This window comes from Nannocystis exedens (assembly GCF_002343915.1).
Lineage (GTDB): Bacteria > Myxococcota_A > Polyangia > Nannocystales > Nannocystaceae > Nannocystis > Nannocystis exedens.
In genome coordinates this window covers 4,758,760-4,777,115 of sequence record NZ_NETK01000001.1, presented here as the reverse complement: position 1 = coordinate 4,777,115, position 18,356 = coordinate 4,758,760, and the positions used below count along the sequence as shown (strand labels likewise).

Sequence of the window (18,356 nt, the reverse complement as noted above, 5' to 3'; positions counted from 1 at the left end):
TCACCACATGTACGAAGGGACAGACCGATGATCGACCGCCGCGCGCTGCGCTGGAACGGCTGGGGCTTCGTCCACGCCGGCTTCGAACTGGGCCGCCGCGAACCCGAGGTGTGGCGCTGGGTCGCCGACCAGCTCGGCCGCAAGACCCTGCCGCACCGCCCGGCCGCGCCGCTCGACCGCCTCGAGCTGGCCGCGCCGGCGCTGGCCGAGGCCGACCTCGCGGCCCTGCGGGCGATCGTCGGCGCCGACCACGTCAAGACCGACCGCTACGAGCGCGCCTTCCACTCGCGCGGCAAGAGCTACCTCGACCTCCTGGCCCTTCGGGCAGGTGACCTGCGGCAGGTGCCCGACGCCGTGGTCTACCCCGGCACGTCGGAGGAGGTCCAGGCGGTGGTGAGCCACTGCGACCGCGAGGGCATCGCCGTGGTCCCGTTCGGCGGCGGCTCGTCGGTGGTCGGCGGGGTCGCGGCGATCCGCGGCGACGGCCACCGCGGCGTCGTCACGCTCGACACCACGCGGCTCGGCCGGGTGCTGGCGATCGACGGCGAGTCGCTGACGGCGCGGGTGCAGGCCGGCATCTACGGCCCCGAGCTCGAGCGCACGCTGCAGCGCGAGGGCTTCACCCTCGGCCACTACCCGCAGTCGTTCGAGTTCTCGACCCTCGGCGGGTGGATCGCCGCGCGCGGCGCCGGGCAGCAGTCGTACCGCTACGGCAAGGCCGAGAAGTGGCTGGTGTCCGCCGAGCTGGCGACGCCGAAGGGGCCGTGGCGCACCGAGAACTTCCCGGCCTCGGCGGCGGGGCCCAACCTCAACCAGTGCGTCGCCGGCAGCGAGGGCATCCTCGGCGTCATCACCGAGGCGACGGTGAAGATCCACCGCGTGCCGGCCGAGAAGGACTACCGCGGCTTCTTCTTCAAGGACTTCGAGGCGGGCGCCAAGGCGGTGCGGACGATCCTGCAGGAGGAGCTGCCGGTGGCGATGCTGCGCCTGTCCGACGGGCCCGAGACGCACTTCCTGCAGAGCTTCTCGGCGGCCCAGAAGCCGCCGGGGGCGCTCGAGAAGGCGGCGATGCAGGCGCTGGCGTGGCGCGGCTACGGCGAGGGCCGCTGCCTGCTGCTGGTCGGGCTCGAGGGCGACCGCGAGACGGTGCTCGAGTCGCAGGTCCGCACCCGCGCGATCATCGAGCGGCTCGGCGGGGTCCACCTCGGCAACCGCCCCGGCGAGCGCTGGTACGCCAAGCGGTTCGCCATGCCCTACATGCGCGACCCCATGCTCGACCGCGGGATCGCCGTCGAGACGCTCGAGACCTCGGTCCGCTGGTCCGACCTGCACAACCTCTACCGCGGCGTCCACCTGGCCATCCACGACGCCCTGCGCGACAACGCCGCCGACGCCGAGGCGCGCGCGATCCTCATGTGCCACCTGTCCCATGGTTACTTCGACGGCGCGAGCCTCTACTTCACGATGATCTTCCCGCAGAAGCAGGGCGCCGAGGTCGAGCAGTGGATGGCGATCAAGCGCGCCGCCTCCGACGCGATCGTCGCCGGCGGCGGCACCATCAGCCACCACCACGGCGTCGGCACCGACCACGCGCCGTGGCTGCTGCGCGAGAAGGGCGAGGTCGGGGTCGCGCTCCTGGCTGGCCTCAAGGACAGCCTCGACCCCAAGCACACGTGCAACCCGGGCAAGGTGCTGCCAGGGTGAGCCCGCCGGCCCCCGCGCCCGCGCGCCCGCTGCGACGCGACGTCGCCGCGGCGCTGCTGGTGCTCGTGGTCTGGGTGGTGCCGATCAGCCAGGGCGCGATCCAGGCGGCGCCGGCGATGTGGTGGCCGACGGTCGTCCGCGACCTCGGATCGATCTCCTGCCTGTTCCGCCACCGGCCCGAGAGCGTGTCGTACTTCTTCATTCAGGTGCTGCGCGAGGGCCGGCGCGAGTGGGAGCCGATCGACGAGCAGGCGATGTTCCCGATGGAGCCGTTCGGCTACCGCAGCCGCTTCGACCGCTTCATGGAGCGCTTCGGCGCGAAGCAGGAGGCGTCGCGCCTCGACCTGGCCCGCTGGGTCGCCGCCCGCGACCGCGAGCTGAGCCCGACCCGCAGCCCGGTGGTGGCGGTCCGCTTCCTCGCCGGGGCGCAGAAGATCGACCCGGCCCGGCCGCCGGCCGGACACTGGCAAAAGCCCGCGCCGACGCCTCAGACGGTGCGGGTGCTGTCGAGCCACGACCTGCGGGCCGAGATGGCCAAAGAGCCAGGTGGGGGGCGATGACGCCGCGGGCGAGCGAGCTGCTGCAGCGAGCCGGCGGGTTCGTGTTCGGGCCGGTCGCCGCCGGACGGCTGGTCGTGTTCCGCTCGCTGTTCGCGGCGACGCTGCTGTACTACGTCGCGTTCCGCTGGCGCTACGCGGCCGAGTGGCTCACGCCGGTCGGCTATCACCCGAGCGGGGGCGCGAGCGCGGGCTTTCAGCAGGCGGTGCCGCTCTTGTCGGAGGCGGCGCTGCCGTGGTTCGGCGTCGTGTATTTCTCCGCGATCGTCGCGCTGATCGTCGGCATCCGGCCGCGCCTGTCGATCTGGCCGGTCCTGCTCGGCACGGCCTACGTCACCGGCGCCGACCGACTGGCGGCGTTCACGATCAACAAGATCTTCCTCGGCGGCCTGCTCATCCTCGCCCTCGCGCCGCCGATCGTCACCGACGCCGAGGGCCGCTCGACCATCCGCTCGGCCTGGCCGCTGCGGGTGCTGCAATTCACCCTGATCGTGCAGCTGTTCGGCGCGGGTGTCTGCAAGGTCAGGTACGGCGATTGGCTGGCCCACAGCGACACGCTGTGGCATCAGGTCCAGCTCAACTTCATGACCGACACGGCGGCGTGGATGGTCCGCAACGTGTCGATGCCGGTGTGGGCCGGGCTGCAGCACCTCGCGCTGGTGTTCGAGCTGGCCTCGCCGCTGCTGTTCACCGTCCGCCGCCTGCGCCCGCTCGGCTACGCGATGGGCTTCGGCATGTTCCTCACCATCTCGCTGACCATGCGTGAGCTGGTGTTCTTCGCCCTGCAGATGTGCGCGTTCTTCGTGCTGTTCGTCGACGAGGACCGGCTGCACCGCTTGCGGCGAGCGTTCAGTCGGAATTGAGGCACAGCGCCAGCAGCTCGCTGCGGCTCATCACGTCGACATCTTCCTGGCGACCCTGCACCCGCTGCGCGCCGACGAGGCGTTGCCACGCGAGGAGGCGGTGGCGGCCTGCGCTCGCGGTTCGGCGTACGCCGAGTTCGAGGACAGGCGCAAGGGCACGCTGGCCCCCGGGACGCGGCCATCGAACAGCCGCGTGATTTTGCCCGGCTCCAACGATTCGTCAAGCCCCCTCGAACATGGCGCGCAACAGGCCGGAGACCGCAGAAAAAAAACGAGCAAGACGAGGTCTGTCTCTTGCCAGATCACATACGCGGTATTGTGAGGGCACGGCCGATGCGGCCCGAATGGATGGCGGCGAATGGCCAGCGAGATCGAGTCACCCCCGGATCGCGACCGCGCGGTGCCGGGCGTCAGAGCTTCAGCGGATGTTACCGATGGAATTCTTGATCGTATCGTGCCTCGTGCCGGCGCGGACGCCGGTCTTGATCTGCAAGGGCGCTTGCTTCGTGGTCTTCATCTCGATCCTCCTTCAATAAATACCGTAGCACGGAGGCGTGGGCGCGTGAGCACGGTCAGGCGGCGTGGAACCGCCCGGCGCGGAGGAGATGCTCGCGACCGTCCGCGGGGCCGGTCGCGACGTCCGAGTGCGGGTAGGGGCTGACGAGCCGGAGCGTCTCCTCTCAGTACGGCCCGAAGCCCGGCCGGAGGTCGCTTGACGAAACGAATCTCGTTGTATACGATCGTCGAACGATGTCGACCAGCCGCGAGGTCGAGCACCTCAACGACGCCTTTCACGTGCTGCTGCTGCGGCTCAACCTCGCGCGCCTCGACCTCTGGTCGGACAAGCTCGCCGGCATCGGCTACCTCGACCTGCACGCGATGTCGTTCGCCGAGAGCAAACCCGACCACACGCTGGCGGAGATGCGCGAGCACCTGCAGGTGCCGCAGAGCACCCTGACGAGCCTCATCGACCGCCTCGAGAAGCGCGGGCTGGTACGGCGGTCGATCCACCCGACCGATCGTCGCTCGTACCTCGTCGAGCTGACCGACAAGGGCGTCGAGGTCCAGCAGGAGCACCACCGCGTCGAGCGGCTGCTGATGCGCAAGATCCTCGACGCTTTGCCGAACGCGAGCGAGCGGACCCAGTTCGTCGAGCTGTTCCGCAAGATCGTCGCCAAGCTCTAGTCGCTCCCGGCGGCGGCGAGGCGGCCGTCGCCTTCATTCGCAGCAAATATAACGAACTTCGTAAGCTACGATATCAGCAAGACATTGCGGAGGTGAACCTCCGCGGGCAGGAGATTCATGCGTGACACCCATGGCTCGCATCTTTCGGGCGCGCCGCCGAGGACCGGCGCGCCCGTCGATCCCTCGCCGCCGCGGCTCGCCCGCTTCGGCGCCCTGACCCGGCTGCTATGGCCGGTGAGGCTGCATCTGCTCGGCTGCGCCGTGCTCTCGGCGGCAGGCGCGGTCGCGGGGCTCGCCCCGTACGTGGCGGTCGCCGAGATCGCGCGTGTCGTGCTGCGCGCGGAGGATACGACGGGGACGGCGGACACGGTGGGGTCCTGGGTCGGCGTCGGCGTGGCCGGGGCGTGCGCGCGGCTGGTGCTGGTGTTCCTGTCGTCGCGGCTCGGGCACTACGCCGACGCGGAGACGCTGCACGCGATCCGCGTCCGCATCGTGCGGCACCTGGGCGTCTTGCCGCTGGGATGGTTCCGGGCGAGCGGGTCGGCGGCGGTGAAGAAGGTGATGACGCAGGACCTCGAGGAGATGCACCAGCTCATCGCCCACGCGCTCGGCGAGGTGGTCGGCGCGGCCACGGCGATCGCGGCGGCGTTCGTCTACCTGGTGGTCGTCGACTGGCGACTGGCGCTCGTGGCCGTCGCGGTGTTGCTGCTGATGGCGGCGAGCTTCAAAATTGCGATGCGCTCGGCGGGGATGCACATCGCCCGGCTGCTGGCGGCCGAGGGGCGCATCAGCGCGGCCAGCGTGGAGTACGCCGACGGGATCACGGTGGTGAAGACGTTCGGCGCGGGCGGAACGATCCTCGCGCGCTTCGACGCGGCGGTGCGCGAGTACACCGAGGCGATGCGCGCGTGGGTGACCGAGACGCAGGTCAGCTCGGCCGCGGCGCGGCTCCTGGGCTCCGAGATGACGGTGTTCGGGGTGATGATGATCGCCGGCATGTGGTCGGTGAGCTCGGGCCGGCTCACGACCGCCGATCTGCTGCCATTCCTGGTCGTGGGGATCGGCCTGCCAACCTCGATCGTGCCGGCGATCCACGGCGCTCAAGGCTTGCGCAAGGGCCGAGTGTCGGCCGGGCACATCGAGGCGCTGCTCGCTCGCGCGGGGTTCGAGGCGCCGGCCCACCCGCAGCTCCCCCGCGGCGCGCGCGTCGAGTTCGACCGCGTGACGTTCGCCTACGACGGCGTCACCCCGGCGGTCGTCGAGATCTCCGCGACTTGCGAACCCGGGACCGTGACGGCGCTGGTGGGGCCGTCGGGCGCCGGGAAGAGCACGCTGGCCAGCCTGCTGCCGCGCTTTTACGACGTGACCGCGGGCGCGATCCGGATCGGCGGCGCCGATGTCCGCGCGATCCCGGCGACCGCGCTGCTGTCGTCGCTCGCGCTGGTGTTCCAGGACGTGGTGCTCTTGCGCGACACCGTGGCCGAGAACATCCGCCTGGGCCGTATGACGGCCACCGACGAGGAGGTGCGGGCGGCGGCGCGGGCGGCCCAGATCGACGGGGTGATCCAGCGATTGCCGCGAGGCTACGATACGATGCTCGGGGAGGACGGCGGCGGGCTGTCCGGCGGTGAACGGCAGCGGTTGACCATCGCCCGCGCGATCGTCTCGGGCGCGCCGATCGTCGTCCTCGACGAGGCCACAGCCGCGCTCGACGCCGACAGCGAGGCGGCGGTCCAGGACGCGCTGGCCGAGCTGATCGCCGGCAAGACGGTGATCGTGATCGCCCACCGCTTGCACACGATCGCCGGCGCCGACCAAATCCTCGTGCTCGACGCCGGACGATTGGTCGAGGCCGGCGAGCACCGCGAGCTGCTCGCGCAGGGCGGCCTCTACGCCCGCATGTGGCGGGCCCAGCACGGAGGAGCCCTCGTATGATTCGCCATCTGTACCGCCTGTGTCCGCAGCCGTGGCTGCTGCTCCGCCTCGGCCTGCTGCACGCCGTGCTGGCGGTGCTGCAGGGGCTGTTGCTCGCGCTGCTCGTGCCGATCTTGCGGGCCCTGCTGCGCGCCGAGCCCGACTTCGCGGCGGCGGAGCCGTGGCTTTTCACCGGCGCGATCGGGCTGCTCGTCTACGCGGTCTTGACAATGATCGCCTCGCCGGTCGGTTTCGCCGCCAGCATGCAGCTCGCGGCGCAGCTCCGCCATCACGTCATGCGTCACGTGACCACGCTGCCGCTCGGATGGTTCACCGCCGATCGCAAGGCGCGGCTCGCCCGGGCGCTCACGGCCGATGTCGGCTGCGTCGCGCAACTGGCGGTGACGATCGGCGCGCCGGCCATCACCTGCGTCCTCGTCTCGGCGACGATCCTCGCGGTCGTGTTCGCGGTCGACCTGCGGCTGGCGCTGCTGCTCCTCGCCGTGGTGCCGGTGGCGTACGTGACGCTGCGACACGCGGGGCGGGTCGCGTCGGCGGCGGAGATCGAGCTGGAGGCGGCGGCGACCGAGATCGCGGCGCGGGCGATCGAGCTCGGGCAGGCGCAGCCGGTGCTGCGGGCGGCGGGTCGCGGAGAGACCGGCGGCGAGCGTCTGCGCGAGGCGCTCGACGAGCACCGCCGCAGCTATCGCCGCGGCCTCGGCCGCTCGACGCTCCCCGACCTCGGCTACACCGCCGTCGTGATGGCCGGCCTCCTCGCGGTCCTCGTGCTCGGCGCGCGCATGTTGCTGGTCGGGGCGCTGTCGGTCGCGGACACGGTCGCGTGGATGGTCCTGGCCGTGCGCTTCTTCGAGCCCCTCGGCGCGCTGATCGATCTGGTCGGCGCGCTGCGAGCGATGGACAACGCGATGACCCGCCTCGAGGAGATATTTCACGCGCCGGCGTTGCCGCGCAGCGCGGACCCGGTGCGGCGCGTGGAGCGGGCGAGCGTCGAATTTTCGCGGGTGAGCTATGCATATACCGACACGCCCGCGCTGTCGGAGGTGTCGTTCGTCTGTCCCCCCGGGACGACGACGGCGCTGGTCGGCGCGTCCGGCTCGGGCAAGACCACGGTCACGCGGCTCATCGCCCGCTTCTTCGACGTCGACGCCGGCGTCGTGCGGGTCGGCGGGGTCGACGTCCGCGACCTCGACCCCGAGGTCTTGATGAACGAGATCGCCATCGTCTTCCAGGACGTCTACCTGTTCGACGCCACGATCGAGGAGAACCTCCGGCTGGCGCGCCCCGAGGCGACGCGCGAGGAACTGCTGATTGCCGCCCGGGCCGCGCGCCTCGACGAGGTCGTGGAGCGGCTCCCGAACGGTTGGCAGACCCGCGTCGGCGAGGCGGGGGCGCAGTTGTCGGGCGGCGAGCGCCAGCGCGTGTCGATCGCCCGCGCCTTCCTCAAACAGGCCCGGATCGTGCTCATCGACGAGGCCGGCTCGGCGCTCGATCCGGAGAACGAACGGGCGATCGGTCACGCCATCGCCGAGCTCGCCCGCGACCGCGAGCGCACCGTGATCGTCATCGCGCATCGCCCGACCACCCTCGCCTCCGCCGATCAGGTCGTCAGCCTCGCCGGCGGTCGCGTGGTCGAGACGGGCGCGCCCGACGAGCTCCGCCGCGCTGGCGGAGTGTTCGCGCGGCTCTACCACCAATACGAGCAGACGCGAGGTTGGTGCATCGCCGCGAGGCGCGACGCGACCCGCAGCGCGTCGCCCTGACTCGGGCCTCGTGGAGCAGCCGTCTCTGCTCGAATGACAGGGCGGGGTTCGAGGTCACGAATGGTGCGGCTGGCTCTTCAAACATGTCGCTGCACAGCCTCGATTCGGGGCCTTCGAACCCCGCGCCCGCGGATGCGGACATGTTCGAGGGCTTGCCCGTGCCATGGTCGCGTGGGTACCCTTGGTCATGCTCCGCTGCATCGATCCGTCGCTGGTCTTCGGCTCCACGCTGGTGTTTGCGCTCGTCGGCTGCGGCGGCGCCGAACCGGGCGTCACGGCCGGGGACAGCAGCACCACCACGGTGACGACGAGCGCGCCGGTGACCACGGTCGAGACGACGCCGACGACCACGGGCAGCGGCGGGCAGACGACGACCACGAGCACCAGCGGCGCGACCGACTCCGAGAGCGACGGCACGACGGTGGCGCCGACGACCAGCACCTCGACCACGGACGGCCTCAAGCTCGACGTCGCCGCGCCGGACCAGGGCGGCTCGTGCGCGACCAAATGCGGCAACACCGACTGGAGCTACGTGTGGATCGCCAACAGCGGCGAGCACACGATCAGCAAGATCGACACACGGACGATGGAGGAGGAGGGGCGCTACATCACGCGCGCCGACCAGGCCGGCAACCCGTCGCGGACCTCGGTCAGCATCGACGGCAAGGCGGTCGCGGTCGCCAACCGGGCCGGCGGGATCACCAAGATCTGGGCCCGCCAGGAGTACTGCAGCGACAAGAACGGCAACGGCACCATCGAGACGTCGCAGGGCAAGGACAACGTGCTGCCGTTCGACCAGGAAGAGTGCGTGGCGTGGTTCACCGCCTTCCCCGACGCGACCACGCAGCGGCCGATCGCCTGGACCTCGGGCACCTTCAACGAGGCGACCTGCGAGTATGAGGACCAGAAGATCTGGACGGCCGCGGCCAACGGCACCAAGGGCGCGCCGTGGCCGTGCGACGGCTCGCCGGGCATCTTCGTCTACCGCCTGAACGGCGACACCGGCGAGGTCGAGGACACCATCTACATGCCGGAGGTCACCTGCGGCGGCACCTTCGGGCCGTACGGCGGCGCGGTCGACAGCGACAACAACTTCTGGATGTACATCTGGTCGGCGGGCACCCTGGTCCACGTCGACTACGAGACGCTCGAGTACTACACCATCAACGGCGGCTCGTACGGCATCACGGTCGACACCAAGGGCCGGGTGTGGATCGACAGCGGCCAGCGCTACGACCCGGTGACGCAGCAGTGGGCCTCGCAGATCGGCAACCAGCCCGGCAACGGCGGCAGCGGCGTCGCGGTCGACCTCAAGGGCCGCGTGTGGAAGGCGACCACCGGCGGGGTCGGGTGGGTCGACTCCGAGACGATGATGGTCGGCGACACCGTGATCTTGCCGAACCCCGGGCTGGCGCGCGGGGTCGGGATCGACGTCGACGGCTACATCTGGGCGGTGATCCTCGGCGGCACGCAGGCCTTCCGCATCCACCCCGACACCTACGAGATCGCCACCTACGACGGGCTCAACGCGCCCTACACGTACAGCGACATGGCGGGCGGGCAGATCAACAACGTGACCTGCAACCCGCAGGGCTGAGCGCCTGTGCGGCTCAGCGCGCGGCCTGGGTCGCCCCGCCCCGGCGGCCGTCGGTGCATTCGGACAGCTTGAACGCGACCTTCGTGACGCCGAAGTGGCCGCGCCGCTGGGCGTACGAGTGCGTGTGGCGATTGACGACCTCGGTCACCGAGTTGACGTTGGCGTCGGCCTCGCCGCGGTCGGCGACCTCGTTGAGCCCGTTGAGCGTCCAGAAGCCCATCGCCGAGATCATGCCGCCGCGGGGGCCGAGGATCTGGTCGCCGTCGGCCATGATGTCGACGCCGGACTCGGGGAACTTGCGGTCGATCTCGCTCTGCACGTCCTGGAAGTTGCCGCGCCCGGTGAGCTGCAGGTAGCCCTTGCCGCGGTAGCGCCAGCCGTCGCCGCTGGCGATGTTGCCGTTGCCGTTGCGGTTGGCGTAGGCCCGGTTGGCGATCGCCTGCTGCTCCGCCGGATGGCCCGGCGTGCGGCCGAGCTGCTGGGCCTCGCCCGGGTTGCGGCGGAAGTAGCTGAAGGTGCTGATCAGGCGCTCGGGCGGGTAGTCGAGGCTCTCCGCCAGGGCCCGGATCGACGCGCCGACCTCCTCGCGCACCTGGGCGAAGAAGTGGGCCTTGCGCCGGCAGGTCACCAGGTCGAACTTCTTGAAGGCCTCGTTGAACACGGCCTTCACCTCGTCGATGCGCGCGTCCGTGGCGCTGGGGAAGATCTGCTTGAGCTGCTCGGCGGTGATGTCGGCCTCGCAGTTGGGGCAGCCGCCGCCCGTGCCGAGGAAGTTGGCGACCAGCGCGATCGGGTGGATGTGGTGGACCATCGGGCTGGCGGGGAAGCCCTCGACCTTGCCGGCCACCTCGGTCCACCAGCGCAGCCGGTCGATCCGCTGCTTCTCGACCTGCCACTCGGGCAGGCCCTCGAGCATCAGCGGGTCGAGCTCGTGCCACTTCGTCATCTCGCCGCCCCACTCGCTCTCGTAGTGGGCGACGATCCGCGCCAGCGCGCGCGCCAGCAGCGGCTGCCGCATCGCCACCTTCAGCTCCTGGGCGTCGAGGTTGCCGTCGCGGTTCTCGTCGATCTGCTCGTAGATCTTCGTCACCAGCGCGCTGCCCTCGGCCTTGTCGGCGCGGGCCGTGAAGTCGCCCTCCTCGCGCAGCGTCGCTGCGCCCTCGCGCAGCAGGTCGCGGGCCATCAGGTCGACCGGCCGCACCTCGCCCTCCGACACGCACTCGAAGCCGGGCCAGGCCCACGGCGATTGCCACGACACCTTGTCGTGCCCGGTCTCGCGGACCCAGCCGCCGCTGGCGCGCCGCGCCGACGCGCCGCCGGCTCCGACGCCGTCGAGCCGCCACCACTTCTTGCCCTCGTGATCGACCGCCTTGTCCTCGGCGGGCAGCGCCTCGAGCTCGGCCTTCGGCACCACGCGCGTGAAGCCGGCCTCGGGCCCGGCCGGGTTGGCGACCTGCAGCGGGAACGCGCTCCACCCCGACGCATCGGCGGCCGGACCCGCCCCGCCCTCGCCGAGCGCGCCGCGCTCGACCCACAGCTCCGGCCCGCTCGGCATCATGACCTCGCGCCGGCGGTAGTTCAGCCGCTCCGCCTCGCTCTCGCTGCGCGTGCGCTGGTCGTCGCGCGCCCCGACGTACCAGCCGGTCCACACCGCGCCGCTCGAGTAGGTGTTGGTCGACGAGGTGAACGTGCCGAGCGTCGAGCGCTCGACGACCCGCACCTCGCTGCGACGGACCTTCACCCACCGCCCCGCGGCCGCGCCGCCCACCGGCGCCAGCCGGGTCCCCGCCGGCACCGTGACGTCGGGCTGGCTCGGCTGCACGAACTTGGCGGCGCTCTCGACCAGCAGCAACGTGCGGGCGCTCTCCGGCAGCGTCTGCGCGTAGGCCCGCGAGCGCTCGATGAACGCCGGGACATCGTCGCCGCTGAACACCTCGACGTGCAGCAGCGGCCGCTTGCGGCGCTCCGGCACCGGCTTCGCGTCCTCGTAGCGCTGGTATTCGCCGAGGTACCCGAGCTTCTTGCCGGCCTGGATCGGCCGCGGCGGCGTGACCGCGACCACGGTGTCGAGCTCGGGCTCGGCGTTGGTGTCGGGGTCCAGCTCGCCGAGGAACACCCACCCGGTGGCGGCAGCCGGATCGACCGGCGTCCCCGCGCGCACCGGCGCGATCTGCCCCTCGATGACCCGGGCGATCCGCGCCCACTTTTTGTCGGCCGACCGCTCACCGACCTCGATGCGCGCGCCGCGAGGCAAGATGCCGAGCTTGGGGCTGCGGCTGCTGGCCTCGCGGCGAATGTTGAGCCCGACGATCGTCTCGGTCATTGCATGCTCCTCGCGGCTCCTCCGGCGGCCGACACCGACGACGTTTGCATGAGGTCTGTCATCCGCCCGCGCGAGCGCTCGATCGCTGCATCAAGACGCTCTGCCGCGGGCGACGAGCAGGCGCTCGTGTGCGGGTACGAGGAACGGGAGCCCCGCGTCGCGCAGGGCCGCGGGGATGTTCGCACCCATCGGCCGCGCCCATTCTGCAGGGCGTCGGGAGCGCACGCGACCGGCCCTCGGCTCGACCGCCGCAACCCAGTTTCCCGGTGGTATGGCGGCATCGCGCTCCCTCCGGCCCTTCCCCGCGCGCCCCTGCGAGCGCCCCACACCCACGCTACCACATCACGCGAGCGCGTGACCTCGCGGCGCGTCGGCGAGGCTCCTCCTCGCCGGGTGCGACCCACCGACTCTCGTCCCGCAGGTCGGTGTGGGCCGGTGGTGCACTCGGACGCTGCCGGACCAGGACGCCGAGCGTGCTCGCCGGTGAGCAGCGCGGCCGTGACGGGTGACGGCTGCGAGAGGCTCGGGCCTTCGACCGTCTCCAAGCCGTCTCCGCCGATCCGACCCTGTCGGGCTCATGGTGCGCCGGGACCGCTCGACGCCCGCGTATGGGAGCGCGCAGGCCCTCGGTCGCAGGGGGATTCCCGCGGGTGTTCCGCTGGAGGACAGCCGCTCCCGCAGTGAAGAGGAGCACCGCGACGACGAGCGCGACGACGGCAGGACGAGGAGAGAGGCGCTGGACCGCCGCAGCTCGTGCGAGCGAGGGCGACGTCGGCATCCCGGCCCCATCGAGCTCGTGATACGGCGGCGCGAGCATCGTCATGGGCTGGTGACGCGGCGATGATGCCGGGCGATGACGCGACCTGCGATCCCGGTGCGAGCAGATCGGGCCCTTCTCCTGCGCCGCGCGGGAGCTGCTGCGCTGCCGGCACGTCCTCGTGTCTTCATATCTCGGTGACATGTCCGATCGGACATCCTCGCTGTCGGTCATCAGGACGTCGCTCTCCGCGAACCGCGCGGAATGGAGGCACCGCGGTGCCGCCATTCGTCGAAGGATGGACGGCACGCAAATGACAGGAAAGAACTCCACCGCGCCGAAACCGTGGAGAGCCGCACAAGCGCATGGACCGGCCGATGCGACCTCGCCTGTGGCGGCGCTCCACCCCGGGGCGGCGGCGGCAGCGGCTCGACGGGCCGCACAGCGCCGCTTATCGACGCGGGCCGGACGCTCGACAAGCTTCCGCTCCTGAACCATGTTTTCGGCGCCATCCCGCGGTGAGAGCGGGGGCGCAGAGGAGACAGTGATGCATTTCAAGAAGTGGATCCGCGTCATGGTGCCGAATTCGTGCTTCGCGTTGTTCGCCGCGCTCGCCGGCCCGGAGCTCACCGGCCAGAGCCAGCCCGTCGACGTCCGGCTCACCATCGATCGGGGCGACGTCGACCCCGGGTTCGACGAATTTTCGCCCCCGGAGGACGCGGACCTCGAGGTGTTCGATTCGCCCGACGACGACGCCGTCGTCCCGCGCCAGAACCCGCACCACCCCGCGCCCAACTCGAACCCCTGCAAGAAGAAGGAGAACGAGCCGAAGGGCTGCCCGGGCAATCAATAGATCGCCGGCGCCGCCGGGCCCGGCTGCTCCGCCGGGCTCGGCACGTACGATCGAACATGTCCATCAAGACATGTTTGAAAGACGGATGACCGCGGGCGCGCGCCGGCGAGGGTGAAGGCGACGCGGCCGTGGTCACCTGCAACCCCAAGCGTTGTGGCGAGCGCACCGCCGCGGCATCGCTTGAGACCCGGCGGAGCGCGTCGCCGCGCTCGCGTCGCCTGTGCAGGGAGCAGGCGAGCCGCGGTAACGTGCCGCGCGCGGGCTTTCGTCGCGCAGGAGCACGATGTCGATGTCGAGCAGGCAGTATTTGCGTTCGCTGGCGCGGGTGGCGTGTGTCTCGGGGGCCCGAACGACCGGCTGGTGCAGGAGATCAGCCTGACCTACCAGAAGATCGAGTGGAACTGGGCCGAGGGCAACGTCACCGTCAGCGACGACTGGGACAAGCCCAACGCCAAGAAGTGACGCGCTCCCCGGGGCATGCCCTTCGGGACATGACCTTCAGGCCATGCCGAGGACGCGCGCCAGGTAGTGGCCGGTGGCGCTCTCCTTGACCCTGGCGACCTGCTGCGGCGGGCCGGCGGCCAGCAGCCTGCCGCCGCGCTCGCCGCCCTCGGGGCCGATGTCGACGACCCAGTCGGCGCACTTGATGACGTCGAGGTTGTGCTCGATGACGACGACGGTGTTGCCCTCGTCGACCAGGCGGTCGAGGACCTTGAGCAGCTGCTTGATGTCGCCGAAGTGCAGGCCGGTGGTCGGCTCGTCGAGGATGAAGAGCGTCTTGCCGGTGCTCTTCTTCGCCAGCTCCTTGGCCAGCTTGATGCGCTGGGCCTCGCCGCCCGACAGCGTGAGCGCGCTCTGGCCGAGGGTGACGTAGCCGAGGCCGACGTCGCGCAGCGTCTCGAGGCCGCGGCGCAGGTTGGGGTAGTTGGCGAAGAACTCGCAGGCGTCGGCGACCGACATCTCGAGCACGTCGGCGATGCTCTTGCCGCGGTAGGTGATCGCCAGCGTCTCGCGGTTGTAGCGGCGGCCGTCGCACGAGCGGCAGGTGACGTACACGTCGGGCAGGAAGTGCATCTCGATCCGGCGCACCCCGTCGCCCTGGCACGACTCGCAGCGGCCGCCCTTGACGTTGAAGGAGAACCGCGCCGGCGTGTAGCCGCGGATCTTCGACTCGCTGAGGTTGGAGTACAGCGTGCGCAGCTCGGCGAACAGGCCGGTGTAGGTGGCGGGGTTCGAGCGCGGCGAGCGGCCGATCGGCGACTGGTCGACGTGGATCACCTTGTCGAGGTGCTCGAGCCCGGTGATCGAGTGGTGCGCGAGGCCGAAGCTCGAGGCGCCGTTGAGCCGGCGCGCCGCCTCGGGCAAGAGCGTGTCGATCACCAGGCTCGACTTGCCGGAGCCGCTGACGCCGGTGACGCAGGTCAGCGCGCCGAGCGGGATCTTGACGGTGATGTCCTTGAGGTTGTGGCCGGTCGCGCGCGAGATGCAGATCGCCGGGCCGACGCCGCCGCGCCGCTTCTCCGGCACGGGGATCGTCATGCGCCCGGTCAGGAACGCGGCCGTCAGCGAGCGCTTGTTCTGCAGCACCTCCTGCAGCGGGCCGGCGGCGACGACCCGCCCGCCCTGGGTGCCGGCGCCGGGGCCCATGTCGACCAGGAAGTCGGCGGCGCGGATCGTGTCCTCGTCGTGCTCGACGACGATCACGCTGTTGCCGAGGTCGCGCAGGCGCAAGAGCGAGGCGATCAGGCGGTCGTTGTCGCGCTGGTGGAGGCCGATGCTCGGCTCGTCGAGGATGTAGGTGACTCCGACCAGCGCCGCGCCGATCTGCGTGGCCAGGCGGATCCGCTGGGCCTCGCCGCCCGACAGCGTCATCGTCGTGCGGTCGAGGGTGAGGTAGCCGAGGCCGACCTCGAGCATGAACTTCAGCCGCTGCTTGGCCTGGGCCAGGATCGCCTCGGCCACCTCGCCCGTCTCGGGCCCGAGGTCGAGCGCGTCGAGGAACGGCACCAGCTGCTCGATCGGCAAGGTCGCCAGCTCGGCGATGTTGCGCCCGCCGATCTTGACCATGCGCGCCTCCTGCCGCAGGCGCTGGCCCTCGCACGCCGGGCACGGCACCTCGGCCATGAGCTCGGCGATCTCGTCGAGCGTGCCGCCGTTGTCGTCGGCGTCGGCCTCGTCGACCTTGTCCTCGGCCTCGCGGAGGCGCCGCTGTAGGCCCGGGATCACGCCCTCGAACGGCGCGGCCTTCTTGCCGGCGAGGCCGGGGACGGCGTCGGTGCCGGTGCCCTGGAGGATCGAGATCTTGACCTCCTCCGGCAGGTCGAGCCACGGGGCGAACAGGTCGAAGCCGTAGTGCTCGGCGAGCGCCTGGAGCTGGGCGCTGGCGGTCTTGCCGGCCCGCCGCGTCCACGCCGAGAGCGCGCCCTCCTTGATGCTGAGGTGCTCGTTGGGGACGATCCGCCGCGGGTCGAACACCCGCTTGCCGCCGAGGCCGTCGCACTCGGGGCAGGCGCCCTCGGGGCTGTTGAAGGAGAACAGCCCGGGCGTGAGCTCGGGGTAGGCGAGGCCGTGGTCGAGGTCGGCGAAGCGCTCGGAGAACTGCAGCTCCTCGCCGTCGAGGGTGACGACCTTGAGCTGGCCGCCCGACAGCCGCAGGGCCGTCTCGACCGAGTCGGCGAGGCGGCCGCGGACGTTGTCCTTGAGCACGAGGCGGTCGACGTAGACCTCGATCGTGTGGCGGACCTTGGGGTCGAGCTTGACCTCCTCGCTGCTGAGGTCGCGCACCGCGTCGTCGACGGCCAGGCGGGCGAAGCCCTGGCGGCGCAGGTCCTCGAGCAGCTCGTGGTGGTCGCCGGGGGCCTCGCGCACGACCGGCGCGAGCACGCTGAAGCGGGTGCCCGCGGGCAGGGCGAGGACCGCGTTCAGCATGTCCTCGACGCTGTGGCGCTTCATCGGCTTGCCGGTGCGCCAGCTGAAGACCTCGCCGCAGCGGGCGAACAGCAGGCGCAGGAAGTCGTAGACCTCGGTCGAGGTGCCGACGGTCGAGCGCGGGTTTTTGCCCGGCGACGACTGCTCGATGGCGATCGACGGCGACAGGCCCTCGATGAGGTCGACGTCCGGCTTGGGCAGCTGGGCGAGGAACTGGCGCGCGCTGGCCGAGAGGCTCTCGACGTAGCGGCGCTGACCCTCGGCGAAGATGGTGTGGAAGGCCAGGCTCGACTTGCCGGAGCCCGAGGGGCCGGTGAGGACGACCAGCTTGCCGCGCGGCAGGTCGAGGTCGACGCCCTGGAGGTTGTGCGTGCGGGCCCCGCGGATCTTGATGCTGTTCGGCGGGACCGGGATCGCGGGGGTCGCGGAGGGAGTGGGCGCGGCCGGAGTCGCAGGCGTGGCCGGCTCGGCGGCTTCGGCCGCGGGGGTGAGAGAGGCGGTCGCAGCAGCAGCGGCCCTGGAGGCCTTCGCGGTCGCAGCAGGGGCCGGGGTCGTCGAGGTCTCGGCGGCGGTCGAGGTCGCGGCGGCAGCGGCCTTGGAGGCCTTCGCGGTCGCAGCAGGGGCCGGGGTCGTCGAGGTCTCGGCGGCGGTCGAGGTCGCGGCGGCAGCGGCCTTGGAGGCCTTCGCGGTCGCAGCAGGGGCCGGGGTCGTCGAGGTCTCGGCGGCGGTCGAGGTCACAGCCCTGGAGGTTTTCGCAGCGGGGGCGGGCGCCGGCGCGGCCTCGGGGGGCGTCGGCGCGACGGCCTTGGCGGCGGCCTTGGAGGCCTTGGGAGCCGGGCTCGCCGCAGGGGCGGCCGGCGCCGACGAGGCCGCGGCGGACTTGCGGGTCTTGGATACCTGGCTCATGGTACATGTCCCCGAGCGAGGGCGACGGCCGCCAGCATGCTGCTGGGATCGGCGACCCCGCGGCCCGCGATGTCTCGCGCGGTGCCGTGGTCGGGTGAGGTGCGGGTGAACGGGAGCCCGAGGGTCATGTTGACGCCGTCGCGCATGTGCAGCAGCTTGAAGGGCCCCAGGCCCTGGTCGTGGTACATGGCGAGCAGGCCGTCGAGGCCGCCCTCGAGGTGGGTGACGAACGCGGAGTCGGCCGCGAGCGGGCCGACGAAGCTGCACGGCAGCGCCTCGGCGGCGGCCCACGCCGTCAGCTCGGCGAGCGCCGGCTCGATGATGCGCTGCTCCTCGTCGCCGAGCATGCCGCGCTCGCCGGCGTGGGGGTTGAGGCCGAGCACGCCGATCCGCGGGGCCGGGAGGCCGAGGTGACGCAGCAGCGCGCGCGCCAGCAGCTTGCCGCAGCGGACGATCGCGGCCGGCGTGAGCAGCTCGGGCACGGCCCGCAGCGGCACGTGGATCGTCACGGGCACGACGCGCAGGCGCGGGCCGATCATCAGCATGGCGAAGTCGTCGACGCCGGCGCGGTGGGCCAGGTACTCGGTGTGGCCGGGGAACGCGAAGCCCTCGGCCTTGCAGGCGGCCTTGTCGATCGGCGCCGTCACCAGCGCGGCGCCGGGCTGCTCCAGCACGAGATCGACCCCGCGGACCAGAGCGGCGACCTGCCCGCCGCGCACGTCGTCGACCCGCGGGGCGATCGCCTCCCAGCCGCGGGCCGCCCACGGGGTGCCGAGGGCGCGAGCCAGCCCTTCGAGGCGCTCGCGGTCGGCGACGACGCGATCTCCTGTGCGGAGCGCGCCGGCGTCACCCAGGCGGAGCAGGAGCTCGGGACCGATCCCCTCGGGGTCGCCTTGGGTCACCACGAGGTGCGGCAGAGCTGGCAGTGCGGTACTCAAGCGCTCCTTGGAAGTTGGCGGAAAAGGGCCGGCACTCTACCATCTTTGCC

General features: G+C 71.5%; 11 protein-coding genes. 8 read left to right on the top strand and 3 right to left on the bottom strand.

Going from position 1 to position 18,356, the window contains the following annotated elements:
* Positions 1 to 27 precede the first annotated feature (27 nt).
* From NAEX_RS18785 to NAEX_RS18755, 7 genes are all read left to right on the top strand, one after another.
* Complete coding sequence (locus NAEX_RS18785) at positions 28 to 1,704, top strand: FAD-binding oxidoreductase (protein WP_096328859.1); 1,677 nt, start codon at positions 28 to 30, stop codon at positions 1,702 to 1,704.
* Positions 1,701 to 2,264: a hypothetical protein gene (locus NAEX_RS18780; RefSeq protein WP_096328858.1), complete on the top strand. Its 564-nt coding sequence runs from the start codon at positions 1,701 to 1,703 to the stop codon at positions 2,262 to 2,264. Before NAEX_RS18785 ends, NAEX_RS18780 begins: the two co-directional genes overlap by 4 nt.
* The gene (locus tag NAEX_RS18775) at positions 2,261 to 3,124 is read left to right on the top strand and encodes a hypothetical protein (protein WP_096328857.1); all 864 of its coding nucleotides are present in this window, start codon (positions 2,261 to 2,263) and stop codon (positions 3,122 to 3,124) included. Before NAEX_RS18780 ends, NAEX_RS18775 begins: the two co-directional genes overlap by 4 nt.
* Before the next feature lie 750 nt (positions 3,125 to 3,874).
* Positions 3,875 to 4,309 (top strand): MarR family winged helix-turn-helix transcriptional regulator, encoded by a 435-nt coding sequence (locus NAEX_RS18770; protein WP_096328856.1) that lies wholly within the window; start codon positions 3,875 to 3,877, stop codon positions 4,307 to 4,309.
* 117 nt (positions 4,310 to 4,426) lie between these two features.
* Positions 4,427 to 6,244, top strand: a complete 1,818-nt coding sequence (locus NAEX_RS18765; RefSeq protein ID WP_096328855.1) for an ABC transporter ATP-binding protein — start codon at positions 4,427 to 4,429, stop codon at positions 6,242 to 6,244.
* Positions 6,241 to 8,004 carry an ABC transporter ATP-binding protein gene (locus tag NAEX_RS18760; protein ID WP_096328854.1) on the top strand — a complete coding sequence of 588 codons (1,764 nt, stop codon included), beginning with the start codon at positions 6,241 to 6,243 and terminating at the stop codon, positions 8,002 to 8,004. Before NAEX_RS18765 ends, NAEX_RS18760 begins: the two co-directional genes overlap by 4 nt.
* Positions 8,005 to 8,191: 187 nt before the next feature.
* A complete protein-coding gene (locus tag NAEX_RS18755) occupies positions 8,192 to 9,601 on the top strand; it encodes an NHL repeat-containing protein (protein WP_143140483.1) in 1,410 nt (469 codons plus the stop codon).
* Positions 9,602 to 9,614: 13 nt separating this feature from the next.
* On the opposite strand, the gene NAEX_RS18750 is transcribed toward NAEX_RS18755, so the two are convergent.
* The gene (locus tag NAEX_RS18750) at positions 9,615 to 11,924 is read right to left on the bottom strand and encodes a hypothetical protein (RefSeq protein ID WP_096328852.1); all 2,310 of its coding nucleotides are present in this window, start codon (positions 11,922 to 11,924) and stop codon (positions 9,615 to 9,617) included.
* A 1,304-nt stretch (positions 11,925 to 13,228) separates the two neighbouring features.
* Between NAEX_RS18750 and NAEX_RS18745 the strand changes: the two genes are divergently transcribed.
* Positions 13,229 to 13,534, top strand: coding sequence for a hypothetical protein (locus NAEX_RS18745; protein WP_096328851.1), 306 nt, complete (start codon positions 13,229 to 13,231; stop codon positions 13,532 to 13,534).
* A gap of 498 nt (positions 13,535 to 14,032) precedes the next feature.
* Here NAEX_RS18745 and uvrA read toward each other — a convergent pair whose 3' ends face one another.
* Complete coding sequence (gene uvrA / locus NAEX_RS18740) at positions 14,033 to 17,368, bottom strand: excinuclease ABC subunit UvrA (RefSeq protein WP_170135822.1); 3,336 nt, start codon at positions 17,366 to 17,368, stop codon at positions 14,033 to 14,035.
* Entirely contained in the window at positions 17,365 to 18,270 is a 906-nt protein-coding gene (gene pdxA, locus NAEX_RS18735) for a 4-hydroxythreonine-4-phosphate dehydrogenase PdxA (RefSeq protein ID WP_211302431.1), read from the bottom strand. The genes uvrA and pdxA overlap by 4 nt, the downstream gene beginning before the upstream one ends.
* Between the last annotated feature and the right edge of the window lie 86 nt (positions 18,271 to 18,356).